This is a genomic window from Aeromonas enteropelogenes (assembly GCF_000819845.1).
GTDB lineage: Bacteria > Pseudomonadota > Gammaproteobacteria > Enterobacterales > Aeromonadaceae > Aeromonas > Aeromonas enteropelogenes.
In genome coordinates this window covers 427,145-439,388 of the sequence record NZ_CDCG01000037.1, presented here as the reverse complement: position 1 = coordinate 439,388, position 12,244 = coordinate 427,145, and the positions used below count along the sequence as shown (strand labels likewise).

The window sequence follows — 12,244 nt, the reverse complement described above, 5'->3', positions numbered from 1 at the left end:
CCTGCCTTGCCGTGTTTTATCTCTTTAATATTTACCCTGACCCGCAATCACTGCAGGCATAAGGCTATAAAGGCAAACACAGGAGCCGCTGCCTCTATTTATGACTAAATCCATCAATTGAGGGATTTGATAAAAAGAAGCCCGGGTTGGGTTAATGATTTCAGACAGGGGAAATCCTATGAGGCGCGAACACGGGATGCAAACCGGGATCTCATTTCTATGAGATGGCTCAACGCGCTGAAATATAGCCAGATTGCGATTCAATTCACGGGCAGGAGGGGGACAAAGCAGGCTGAATGACTCTTAACACCAGGGCACATCAGCTATGGCAAGGCTCTCTCCTGGGTCGAACCGGAGGCGACTCTGTGAATAAAGCGTTAATAATATGCCGAAACCCGGCAGTTCATGCATTTAATTATGCATAGATATGTATTTTCAGAATTTTTTAGGGGCTACCCAAACGCTGGAAAATATGCCTGCCTGCGTCAATAAAGATGCATCTGGAATATAATTCAGTGGCGCTGCATGGGCGACCTATAAGAGTGATATCGGTATGGTGCGTCCATGACGCACCAACAGGTGAAAAGGACTCCTTTCTGATTGCCTTGGTAATAACGAAATATGCCATGAATTTGCAGCACCGAAATAAGCGGCCATCGTTCGGTTGCTGGCCAATCTGATCCGCCGGGTGGTACGCGGGGAACGGGGTGTTTCGGATTGGTTCACATTCTCCGGCGCCCTGCTCGGCGATAAGGCGATAAGAGTGCCTTGAGGGAGAAAGATGCTCAGCGGGTTGAGTGTGGGCTGCGACAGAAGCGTCGGTGACCTGACGAGCCCTTCCCGTGCCACAAAATGCCGCCATGGCTGCACTTCCCGGGCGTTATATGGACACGGGGGCTGGGGGATATGGCGCATCATCTTGAAAAACTATCGCCTAACTGGTTGTTTAAAAAATAGAAATGATCGAAGAGAGCAGCCGCTTGCCATTTTGTCGTAGCTGCCCGGCAACACAATGAATAACGGGAGCTGATATGCAATATGTTGCTTTTTTGATCGCCTGTTGATGGTGGTGTTGGTATGGTCATCAAAGGGTCTGCCGGATAGCGCACAGGGTCCGGCACTCAACTGCCAGGAAGTTGGCCAGCGCGATCGCAATGCGGTCGCCCTTACCTGATGGTGGAGGGCTTATGTTGGGTTTTGTTCTGGGTGATATGTACTGTCAAGGGGGCTCGCACTCCTTGCCTCCCAAGCTGGGGAAACACTTCCCCATTCCCCTTGGTTATCAATTACATGGTCGCGTGTCTGCCACCATCATGACCATAGAGACCCTGCTCAATACCCCTTATCCACAAAAGCGGTATCGGGAGCTGATCTATGGGGCCTATATTGAACGCCAGCGTCTCCTGTTTGCCGAGCACGTCATCGTGGCCCGGCTGGAAGGAGACGAGGGACTGGCGCTCTCCATCGACCTCTCTTTTATCGCCACCGCAGTGCCTGTCGGTCTGATCGCCATCTCCGAGGAGCTGGCGCTGCTGACGGCGCCGCGTCCCAAGAAGGCTCACCCTCACTACGAGGTGCTGTGCAAGGTGATCGACTGCGTGGTGATGCTGATGTTCTATGGCAAGGTGATCCGCCAGCGCAATGCGGTGCTGGAAGACATAGGCCACCAGTTTGGCTATCACCCGGCGCCCGATCTGATGGCGCGGATTGGCAAGGGGGAGGGGGACGATTACGAGGCCTTCATGGTCAATATCCTCACCTGCATCGCCCACTCGGGCTCCTTCAAGGAGGCGCTGGAGAACGGGACCAGGATGGGGATACGGGAGCCCGCCTTTTTCTGCATCGTCGGCGCCATTGCCAGCACCCTTTGGGGCATCCCAAAACTGTGGGCCTACCAGGCCTCACAGCTGATCAATCGCTCTCACCCCTACTATATCCAGAACCTGATGCGCTGTGAGGCGCGCGCCGGCCTCAGCCAGGTCAATCTGGTGGCCCCCAGGCCGTCCCCGTTTGTCTGGCTGTGGCGACAGATCTCCCGCCTGTTCAAGGGCGCCGCTTAGGACATCCTGATATCGAGCCCTGTGCTTACGCGGGATAGAGGGCGCCCAGTATGGCAGGGCGGCTGGCGCCGGTGACGGCAGGCAGGTTGCCGGGCAGGCGATGGATAAAGCGCTGCGCCAGCCAGGCGAAGGCGGCCCCCTCTACCCAGTCCGGGGCGATGCCCAGCTCGTCGGTGGTGGTGATGCGCCACCCGGGCAAGAGCGCCGTAAGTTCCGCCAGCAACGGGCCGTGATGGGCGCCGCCGCCACAGACAAACAGTTCGCCGTTCTCGGCCACTCCCTCAAGGACTGGCAGCTGACTGGCGATGCTGTGGCAGGTCAGTGCCTGCAGGGTGCGCTGCACATCGGCAGGGTCGTAAGCCTGACCCGCCAGTGCCTCGTCCAGCCAGGTCAGGGTAAACATCTCCCGCCCCGTACTTTTGGGCCAGGGGGCGGTGAAGTAGGGGTGAGCCAGCAGCTGCGTGAGCAGCTCGGGGATAAGAGTGCCACTGGCCGCCCAGCGGCCGCCCGCGTCATAGTCGCCCCCGTGCGGGTGATGGCGGCGATACCAGCCATCGAGCAGGGTGTTGGCGGGGCCGGTATCAAAACCGTATACCCCGTCGGCGCTGCCCGGCAGCACAGAGATATTGGCAATGCCGCCAAGGTTCAGCACCACCCGCAGGGCGCCGGGGCTGGCGAAGCGTGCCTGATGGAAGGCGGGCACCAGCGGGGCGCCCTGGCCACCGAGGGCAATATCCATGGTGCGAAAATCGGCCACTACATCGATACCTGTGAGGGCCGCCAACAGGGCCGCGTTGCCGATCTGCAGGGTAAACCCGAGTTGTGGGCGATGACGGATGGTCTGGCCATGGGAGCCGATGGCGCGGATATCGGCAGGGGTCAGCCCGGCCTTGGCGAGCAGGGCACGGGTGGCGGCGGCAAATTCCCGGGCCACCAGGTTGTCGGCGACGCCCATGCGATCTATCTCGTTCTCGCCCGGGGTGCAGAGGGCATGCAGCTCGCGGGCAACCGGTGCCGGCCAGGGGTGGCAGAGCGCTACCTCGACCTTAAGCTGCTCCCCGTCGATGGCCAGCAGCACGGCATCTATCCCGTCCATGCTGGTACCCGACATCAACCCGATATAGCGCTCACTCATGGCATCTCCTTGTATGACGGGAAACCAGGCCAAGGGGAACAGAGATGAGTGGGTGACACATGATGCCGGGGCCAGCTCCGGTGCCCGACATTGGCCCTGTATCACGCTCGATCATCTCGTCTCCCCGTGTGTCACCTTCGGCCATGTGCCAAAGGCGCCAGATAAAAGTCCGGGGGCCATGCCCCCGTCGTTAGTGTTAGTTGTCATCCGGCGGCAATGACCCGCCCGAGGCTCAATTGCCGCGGTTGCTTCGCTTGTTCTGGGCCAGCTGGATCTCGGAGCTGTCCAGCTTGGCCAGTTGCGGCGTCGCCAGTTTTTTGAAGTTGGCGAGCTCGCGCCCGGTGAGTGTCTCTGCCTGGGGCAGAGTGAGAGTACGCGGGTTTTTGTGCACGCCGCCCACCACGAATTCATAGTGCAGGTGCGGACCCGTTACGCGGCCCGTGCCCCCCAGAGTACCTATGGTCTGCCCCTGTTTCACCCGCTGCCCCTTGTTGACGGTGCGCTTGGTGAGGTGCAGGTACTTGGTCACATAGTTGCCCGCATGCTTGATAAAGACATAGTTGCCGTTGAACTGGTTGTAGCCGGCGGCCACCACGCTGCCTGAGCCCGCCGCCATGATGGGGGTACCCACAGGCGCCACATAGTCGATGCCGTTGTGGGGGCGGATCTTGCCGGTTACCGGATGGAGGCGGCGCGGGTTGAAGTTGGAGCTGATGTATTTGAAGTTGACCGGCGCGCGCAGGAAGCTCTTGCGCATCGCCTTGCCCTGGGGCGTGTAGTAGTTGCCATCGTCATGGAGGACGGCGCGGTAGATCTCGCCCTGGTTGATGAATTCGGCGGCCAGGATATCGCCGGAGGCAACCCGCTCATCGTCGCGGAATTTCTCCTCATAGACCACCCGGAAGCTGTCCCCCGGCTGCAGATCCTGGGCAAAGTCGATGTCCCAGCCGAAGATGGCGGCCAGATCCATGATCTGATCCTCTGTCATGCCCGCTTCGACGGCGGCGCCCCAGAAGCTGGAGCGGATCTCCCCCTTGCTGACCAGCTCCCGGGTATCGAGGGCCATCTTGACGTTGCGGGCCACGAAGGTGTCATCCTGACGGCTCACCTTGAGGGCCTGCTCCAGGCTATGGGGATAATAAAGGCTGTGCAGCTCCCCGTTCTGGGTGAGTTTGAAGGTGAGCTCCTGGCCAGGCTGCAGCATGCGCAGCGGGTTGCTGCCCTCGAGCTGATCGATAAGGTGCAGATCCGTGGTGCTCAGACCCAGGCGCTGGAAGATGATCCCCATATTGTCGCCCCGGCGAACCTTGACCTGCTTGGTGATAAAAGTCGGTTTGGGCGGGGTGAGTGGCTGCTCTACTTGTGCTGTCAGCTCGGCAGGAATGGGGGCCTCGTCGGTTTGCTCGCTCATGGCAATCTCGTTGCCGTTGTCATCGACCCGGGTGGCGACGGCCTGTTCACTGGGCCAGGCGATCAGCATCATGGTCAGGATGCTCAGGATAAGCACCATCTTGCGATGCCAGTGGGGAAGAGAATTGAAGGCGTGCCAAATAACCATGGAAGTTGATGCAGTCGAGCAGAATGGAAGGATTTTACAGCCTTTCCAATTGGCCCGCCATTCCAGTAATATGTCTGGCCCTGTGGAATCGTGATTGGAGTGTCAAAAAATGTCCCAGCTCGAGGTGGCGCTAGCCGAGATCAAGCGCGGAGCGGAAGAAATTCTGGTTGAAGAAGAACTGGTTGCCAAGTTGAAGGAAGGGCGCCCCCTGCGCATCAAGTTGGGCATGGACCCGACCGCTCCCGACATTCACCTGGGTCATACCGTGATCCTCAACAAGCTGAAGACCTTCCAGGATCTGGGTCACGAGATCATCCTGCTGATCGGCGATTTCACCGCCATGGTGGGGGATCCCTCCGGCAAGAACACCACCCGTCCGCCGCTCTCCGAAGAGGCCATCAAGCACAACGCCCTCACCTATGCGGAGCAGGCGTTCAAGATCCTCGATCCCAAGAAGACCCGCATCGAGTACAACTCCACTTGGCTGGGCGAGCTGGGCGCGACCGGCATGATCAAGCTGGCGGCCAAGCAGACCGTGGCCCGCATGATGGAGCGCGACGACTTCAAAAAGCGCTACAGCAACGGCCAATCCATCGCCATCCACGAATTCCTCTATCCGCTGCTGCAAGGCTATGACTCGGTCGCCCTGAAGGCGGACGTCGAGCTCGGCGGTACCGACCAGAAGTTCAACCTGCTGATGGGCCGCGAGCTGCAAAAGGATGCCGGCATGGCCGCCCAGTGCGTGCTGATGATGCCGCTGCTGGTGGGTCTGGACGGCGTCAAGAAGATGTCCAAGTCCGCAGGCAACTACATCGGCGTGCACGACGCCCCGGGCGAGATGTTCGGCAAGATCATGTCCATCACCGACGATCTGATGTGGAACTACTACGAGCTGCTTTCCTTCCGCCCGCTCGCCGAGATTGAAGAGTTCAAGGCCGGCATCGCCGCCGGTACCCTGAACCCGCGCGACGTCAAGATCTGGCTGGCCAAAGAGATCATCACTCGCTATCACGATGAGGCGGCGGCCGAGGCGGCTCACGAAGATTTCACCCAGCGTTTCTCCAAGAACGCCATTCCGGACGAGATGCCGGAGGTCGAACTGGCGCTGGAAGGGGAAGGGCTGGCGATTGCCAACTTGCTCAAAGACGCCGAACTGGTTGCCACCACCTCAGAGGCGCTGCGCATGATCAAGCAGGGCGCGGTCAAGGTTGACGGCGAGAAGCTGGAGGATGGCAAGGCGCTTATTGGTGCCGGCACCGCAGTCTACCAAGTCGGCAAGCGCAAGTTTGCCCGGGTGACCGTTAAATAAGCCGTGATCTGAACACCGCTGCCATGAAAAAGCCTCCCTTGCGGAGGCTTTTTTGTATCTGTCATTCACGGTCTTTGCCGAGCGTCAGCGGGCCAGCTCGACGGTGCGGGCCGCCGTTGCCACGGCCCGGCGCTGGCGGGATTTGGGGGCACAGGCACGCTTGAGGCGCAGCCACTCGCGCCACAGCAGCCAGCACAGCGGCGGGGTGAGCAGCAGCACGGTGGCGGGCTGGGCCATCAGTACCCCGTCTTTGCCCCACATCAGCGGCAGCAGGAAGATGAACGGCAGCAGCAGCACCGTTTTGGCGATCGAGATGATCAGCGCCTGGCGGGTGCGCGCCATGGATTGCAGCAGCACTATGCCGAACATGATGACCCCCTCCAGCGGAATCGCCCCCAGGTTGAGCAGCAGGCTGCTGACCGCGGCATCGATGAGCTCGGGATCCTCCCTGCCGGTATAGAGCATGGCCACTTGCCGGGGCAGCAGCTGGATGGTGAGCCACACCAGCATGCCGTAGATAAGGGTGAACTTGAGGCCCATCTCCATCAGGTACTTGAGATTGCGATGACGCCTGGCCCCCGCTGCCTGGCTGATGAGGGGCTGGATGCCGAAGGCGAGCCCTTGCAGGATCACGATAAAGACCGCCTCGGTATAGCCGGCCACGGTAAAGCCCGCCAGATCCTTCACGTTGCCATGCACCATCAGCTGGCTGTTGTGCAGCATCAGCAGCAGTCCCAGGTTGAACTGGGCGATGAGGCTCGGCAGGCCGGTAAAGAGCAGGTTCGGCATGGCGGGAAGATGGGGCACCAGATCACGCCAGCCCAGCCGCAGTCTGGCATAGGGGGTAAAGAAGTAGCCAAGGCCGATGAGGCTCACTGTCCCCTCCGCCATCAGGGTGGCCTGGGCGGTACCGGTCAGGCCCAGCTCCAGTTTGGCCACCATCACATAGTTGAGGAGGATGTTGAGCACGGCGCCGGCGCTCACCAGCACCATGGCGAGCTTGGGGCGCCCGTCGTTGCGCAGCAGATAGGGCACAGCCAGGTTGCTGGCCAGCAGCAGGGTACCGCCACCGATCCAGTAGAGGTAATCGCTGGCCTGTTGCCAGGTCTCGGTGCCCTGCTCTATGCCAAGCCCCAGCAATATCTCCGTGTGGGTGTAATAGAGGAGAACGGGAGCGGTCACCCCCAGCACCAGCAGCAGCCAGAGGGCATTGACCAGCGCCTGGCGTGCCAGCGGGATGTTCTTCGCCCCCTGCTGGAAGGAGATGGCGGTGGCCGCTCCCATGCTGATCATGGCGGCGAGACCGATCAGCACCATGATGACGGGGTAGACCAGGTTGATGCCGGCAAGGCCGGCGGCGCCGACAAAATGGCCGACGAAGATGCCGTCAATGAGGTAATAGGCACCGGATACCAGCATGGCGAGGATCGAGGGGAGGGCGTAGGCCCAGAAGCGGCGGGTCATGGCCCGTTGCCGCAATGTGAAATAGGCAGACATATCTGTTCTCTTGCGGAGTTCGATTATCGAGCAGACAGTCTAGATTAATTCTTTTTTGGTGATAATCCGGGTTTTACTTGATGAATTGATGAGTATTACTCATTAATTCAGGGTTTTGGTAGTGCGCCTTGAGCATGTCGATCAGGATGCGCAACCCGCTGCCCAGCTGGTGCCGGCTGGGATAGAAGAGATAGAAGCCGGCAAAGGTGGGGCTCCAGGGCTCCAGTACCGTGACGAGTTTGCCCTGGGCCACCTTCTGGGTCACCTCTTCTTCCAGGCAATAGGCCAGCCCCAGCCCCGCCTCGGCCGCCCCCAGATAGAGGGCAGGGGTGCTGGTGGTGAGTGGCCCCGTCACCTCTATCTCCAGCAGGTTGCCATCGGCGGCGAAGGCCCAGCGGTAGTGATGATGAGGGGTGAGGCGATAGCCGATGCAGGCGTGACGGCTAAGCTCGCTCGGGTGCTTAGGCATGCCGTGCTGTGCCAGATAGGCGGGGGAGCCCACCACCAGATAGCGCTGGGGCGGGCCCAGGGGGATGGCGATCATCTCCTTGGGCAACAGATCCCCGTAAAAGAGGGCGGCGTCATAGCCATCCTCGATCATCCGCGGCATCAGTTCCTGCTCTACCACCTCCACCTGCATTTTGGGGTAGCGCCCCAGATAGTCGATGAGTACTGGCGCCAGCAGGCTGTCGATGGCGCTGCGCGGGGCGCAGATCTTGAGCCGTCCCACCGGCTCGTCGCTATTGCGGGCCAGTTCGCTGAGGGCCTCTTCCAGGGTATTGAGGGTGGGCAGCAGCTGCTTGAGCAGGCGTTGTCCCGCCTCGGTCGGCACCACGGCGCGAGTGCTGCGGTTGAGCAGGCGCACCCCCAGCCGCTCTTCCATACCTTTCAGACTGTGGCTCAGGGCTGAGGCAGAGACGCCCAGCTCAAGGGCTGCCTTGCTGAAACTGCGGTGGCGGGCGACGGCGGCAAACACCGCCAGTTCGGCGAGATCGGTACGGGTAATGGTCATCGGCAATCCACGAAGAGGTGTGGCTCACAAGGGTACGCCAAGGGGGAGCGGGGCACAATCCACCGTAAAAGACGGAATGTTGCCGAAAAGTAACAACTAAAAATGGAGTGAAAATACCAAATGAAATTTGAATTGTTAAAAAAAATTCAAGGTAAGGCATCTCTAATGTGATCTTGGTCGGTCGAAAGGCGACTCGAATCAAACTTTGGTTGATTAATTCAAAAAAACGCTGTGATTGATAGGGTCTTTTAATTACAGTCATTCCATCGAGAGCGTCTCTTGTTTCCAGATTGTTAATCTGTGCTGATTTGGACCTCAATGGTTATGTTTCGCAGCACCGATTGTTGCGGTCTTGTTGTCACAAGGAGTGATGACCTGATTGCCGGGGTGTACGTGATGAATTGCAAGCATGGACGACCGCTGTTCCAGGGATGAGGAGCCGGGCCAAGGCCCGAATGAACAACAAGAATCCCTTTTCCTAGATGACAGGAACAACATATGTCTGACATGAATATTGCAGCTGATGGTCTTGTAGCCAGCAAGGCTTCCCGTGGCCTCAACAAGGCCGATGTGGTCTGGATGCTGGGTCTGTACGGTACCGCCATCGGTGCCGGTGTGCTCTTCCTGCCGATCAACGCCGGTGTCGGCGGTCTGTGGCCGCTGGTGGCCATGCTGATCCTGGCACTGCCGCTGACCTTTTTCGCCCACCGTGGTCTGACCCGTTTCGTGCTGTCCGGTTCCACCCGTGATGGCGACATCACCGAAGTGGTGGAAGAGCACTTTGGCAAGACTGCAGGCAAGTTCATCACCCTGCTCTATTTCTTCGCCATCTACCCGATCCTGCTGATGTACTCCGTGGCCATCACCAACACGGTCGAGAGCCTGATGGTGCACCAGCTGGGCATGACGCCGCCCCCGCGCGTCCTGCTCTCCCTGGGTCTGATCCTCGGCCTGATGGCGATCGTTCGCCTCGGTGGCGACGTGATCGTCAAGGCGATGAGCGTGCTGGTATTCCCGTTCGTGATCACCCTGATGGGCCTGGCGCTCTACCTGATCCCGCACTGGAATGGTGCCATCATCACCGAAGCGCCGGCACTGTCCGAAGCCTTCAGCGGTGACTTCATCAAGACCCTGTGGCTGGCAATTCCGGTCATGGTGTTCTCCTTCAACCACTCCCCGATCATCTCCTCCTTCGCGGTGGACAACAAGGGTCGCTACGGTGAAGGTGCCGAGAAGAAGTGCAGCAACATCCTGCTGGGCGCCCACGTCATGATGGTGATGACAGTGATGTTCTTCGTGTTCAGCTGCGTACTGAGCCTCTCCCCGGCTGACCTGGCGGCTGCCAAGGAGCAGAACATCTCCATCCTGTCCTACCTGGCCAACCACTTCGACAACCCGGTTATCGCCACCGTGGCACCGCTGATCGCCATGGTTGCCATCAGCAAATCCTTCCTGGGTCACTACCTGGGTGCGCAAGAGGGCATGAACGGCCTGATGGCCAAGGCGCTGCGCGAGAAGGGCAAGAAGGTTGACATCAAGCAGCTGAACAAGATCACCGCGGTGTTCATGATCCTGACCACCTGGGCCATCGCCACCATCAACCCGAGCATCCTCGGCATGATTGAAGACCTGGGCGGCCCCATCATCGCGATGCTGCTGTTCCTGATGCCGATGTACGCCGTCGCCAAGGTACCTGCCATGCGCAAGTACGCCGGCAACATCAGCAACGGCTTCGTGACCATCATTGGCCTGATCGCCATGTCCGGCATCATCTACAAGCTGATTGCCTGATAACACAGATCAATCAGTTGAAAGAGAAAGCCGCCTCGCAAGAGGCGGCTTTTTTGTTTTTCACGTTTGAGCGATACGCCGTGCAGCAGAGCGGGCCGCGCCTGCATTCCCTTCTCAGGGATGGGGCGGTTCTCCTCGAGTTCCTTCCCCATTGACGCTTTTTGAGTGATCAGTCGACAAGCCTTGGCCACCTGGCGCCAAAAGGCTTAACAAAGGGGCGGGGGAGGCCTAACATGGCTGGACATTTTTTGAATCGGGACAAAAGGATATGTCTGCGTTGAAGAAGGATCTCGGGCTCTGGCAGGGGATGGGGCTGCTCGCTACCTCCCTGCTCGGCACCGGTATCTTTGTGGTACCGGCGACCGCGGCGTCGCTGGCGGGTGGGGCCTCGCTCTGGGCCTGGTTGCTGCTGATTGCGTTGGTGCTGCCCATCGCCTTTACCTTCGCCCGCCTCGGGCGCCGTTATCCCCATGCCGGTGGGGCGCCGCACCTGATAGGCCTCGCCTTTGGCAACGGCGCCGAGCGTTTCTCCGCCTTCCTGTTTCTGGCGGTGCTGCCGGTGGGGCTGCCCGCCGCCCTGATGATCGCCGCCGGGTTCTGGCACGCCCTGTTCGACATGGGGGAGTGGACTCTGTGGGGCATCCAGCTGCTCACTCTGCTCGGCGTCTTTCTGCTCGGGCTGCGGGGGGCGCGCTCCTCCGGCAACCTGCAGCTGCTGATCGCCCTGGCCATTTTGGGGCTCACCCTGCTTATCTGGTTCAAGGGGGATCTGAGCTGGCGTGACGCGGCCCAGCCGTTGCCGGCCGCCAGTGAGTGGCCTGCCATGGGCACGGCGTTGGCGGTGATGTTCTGGTGTTTCGTCGGGCTGGAAGCCTTCGCCCATATGGGGGAGGAGTTCAAGCGGCCGGAGCGGGATTATCCCCTTGCCCTGCTCGGTGGCGTGCTGTTGGCGGGGCTCATCTACTGGATCCACTCGCTGGTGGTACTGAAATATGGCCTCTATGGGGACGAAGCGAAGAATGCCACCGCCATCCCCTCTCTGCTGGCCCTGCTGTTTGGTCCCACTGCCAAGTGGCTGGTGGCGATCCTTGGCTACCTCTCCTGTTTTGCCAGCATCAACATCTATCTGCAGGGCTTTGCCCGGCTGATCTGGAGCATGGCGCGCGAAGGCAAGCTGCCTGCCTCCCTGGCCCGCCTCACCGCCCGGGGCGCCCCCTTGCTGGCGCTCAGCTGGGTGCTCGCCATCTGCCTGCTCTCTATCACCCTGATCATCTGGCTGAAGCTGCCGCTGGATGAATTGATCCGCTACGCCAACGGCAACTTCGTGCTGGTCTATCTGCTCTGCATGGCGGCGGGCTGGCGTCTGCTCGGCGGGGTGGGCAAGGGGTTGGCGGGGCTCAGCGTGCTGCTTTGCGCCGCCGTGCTGGTGGCACTCGCCTCCGAGGTGCTCTATGCAGTGGTGCTGAGTGCAGGCTACGGCCTCTTCTCCCTGTGGCGCCGTCATCTGCGCCGTAGCCGCGAACGGGACATGCTCGCCGTCTGCAAGTAAAAGCTCATGGATAAAGGACAGAACAAGCCTCCGGTACATGGGGGCTTTTGTTTTTCATATGGATACTGACTTGCCCGCCAGCCCGCTAAAACCCCCGTGCCGGATCAATTCAGAGGCGATTTGTCGCCAAAAAAAGTGGGATCTATCTCTCGTTTTGCTTAAAGTGATTTTCCCCGATCGCCGAGGTCGGGGTGCCCGCAAGGATGCCATCCAGACGTAACAGGATGGTCTGGCCAGACTGACCCCCGATTATCTTCACGGTTCCCCAACGCTGTCGCCCGGTATGACGGCAGCCTGTGCCGTTTCGTCAGTGTCGGCCTTACGTCGCTCTCA

8 protein-coding genes are annotated in these 12,244 nt (G+C 60.0%); 4 read left to right on the top strand and 4 right to left on the bottom strand.

The genetic code is table 11. The annotated features are described in order from the left end of the window. Positions 1–1,187 precede the first annotated feature (1,187 nt). Positions 1,188–2,060: a hypothetical protein gene (locus BN1123_RS14760; protein ID WP_042027904.1), complete on the top strand. Its 873-nt coding sequence runs from the start codon at positions 1,188–1,190 to the stop codon at positions 2,058–2,060. A gap of 25 nt (positions 2,061–2,085) precedes the next feature. Here the strand turns inward: BN1123_RS14760 and BN1123_RS14755 are convergent, their stop codons facing one another. Further along, positions 2,086–3,195, bottom strand: a complete 1,110-nt coding sequence (locus BN1123_RS14755) for an anhydro-N-acetylmuramic acid kinase (RefSeq protein ID WP_042027902.1) — start codon at positions 3,193–3,195, stop codon at positions 2,086–2,088. 232 nt (positions 3,196–3,427) lie between these two features. Beyond that, positions 3,428–4,753 carry a peptidoglycan DD-metalloendopeptidase family protein gene (locus BN1123_RS14750; protein WP_042027900.1) on the bottom strand — a complete coding sequence of 442 codons (1,326 nt, stop codon included), beginning with the start codon at positions 4,751–4,753 and terminating at the stop codon, positions 3,428–3,430. 109 nt (positions 4,754–4,862) lie between these two features. Between BN1123_RS14750 and tyrS the strand changes: the two genes are divergently transcribed. Beyond that, positions 4,863–6,062 carry a tyrosine--tRNA ligase gene (gene tyrS, locus BN1123_RS14745; protein WP_042027897.1) on the top strand — a complete coding sequence of 400 codons (1,200 nt, stop codon included), beginning with the start codon at positions 4,863–4,865 and terminating at the stop codon, positions 6,060–6,062. 84 nt (positions 6,063–6,146) lie between these two features. Here tyrS and BN1123_RS14740 read toward each other — a convergent pair whose 3' ends face one another. Both BN1123_RS14740 and BN1123_RS14735 read right to left on the bottom strand, forming a co-directional pair. After that, a complete protein-coding gene (locus BN1123_RS14740; protein WP_042027894.1) occupies positions 6,147–7,559 on the bottom strand; it encodes an MATE family efflux transporter in 1,413 nt (470 codons plus the stop codon). A gap of 73 nt (positions 7,560–7,632) precedes the next feature. Then, complete coding sequence (locus BN1123_RS14735; RefSeq protein WP_042027891.1) at positions 7,633–8,571, bottom strand: LysR family transcriptional regulator; 939 nt, start codon at positions 8,569–8,571, stop codon at positions 7,633–7,635. A gap of 498 nt (positions 8,572–9,069) precedes the next feature. Between BN1123_RS14735 and BN1123_RS14730 the strand changes: the two genes are divergently transcribed. After that, the gene (locus BN1123_RS14730; RefSeq protein ID WP_042027888.1) at positions 9,070–10,362 is read left to right on the top strand and encodes an HAAAP family serine/threonine permease; all 1,293 of its coding nucleotides are present in this window, start codon (positions 9,070–9,072) and stop codon (positions 10,360–10,362) included. A 268-nt stretch (positions 10,363–10,630) separates the two neighbouring features. Further along, on the top strand, positions 10,631–11,911 hold the full coding sequence (gene yjeH, locus BN1123_RS14725) for an L-methionine/branched-chain amino acid transporter (protein ID WP_042027885.1): 1,281 nt from the start codon (positions 10,631–10,633) through the stop codon (positions 11,909–11,911). Positions 11,912–12,244: the final 333 nt, after the last annotated feature.

Coding starts and splice junctions, on each gene's coding strand:
- BN1123_RS14760 (WP_042027904.1), top strand. CDS start 1,188: ATGTTGGGTTTTGTTCTGGGTGATATGTACTGTCAAGGGGGCTCGCAC.
- BN1123_RS14750 (WP_042027900.1), bottom strand. CDS start 4,753: ATGGTTATTTGGCACGCCTTCAATTCTCTTCCCCACTGGCATCGCAAG.
- BN1123_RS14740 (WP_042027894.1), bottom strand. CDS start 7,559: ATGTCTGCCTATTTCACATTGCGGCAACGGGCCATGACCCGCCGCTTC.
- tyrS (WP_042027897.1), top strand. CDS start 4,863: ATGTCCCAGCTCGAGGTGGCGCTAGCCGAGATCAAGCGCGGAGCGGAA.
- BN1123_RS14730 (WP_042027888.1), top strand. CDS start 9,070: ATGTCTGACATGAATATTGCAGCTGATGGTCTTGTAGCCAGCAAGGCT.
- BN1123_RS14735 (WP_042027891.1), bottom strand. CDS start 8,571: ATGACCATTACCCGTACCGATCTCGCCGAACTGGCGGTGTTTGCCGCC.
- yjeH (WP_042027885.1), top strand. CDS start 10,631: ATGTCTGCGTTGAAGAAGGATCTCGGGCTCTGGCAGGGGATGGGGCTG.
- BN1123_RS14755 (WP_042027902.1), bottom strand. CDS start 3,195: ATGAGTGAGCGCTATATCGGGTTGATGTCGGGTACCAGCATGGACGGG.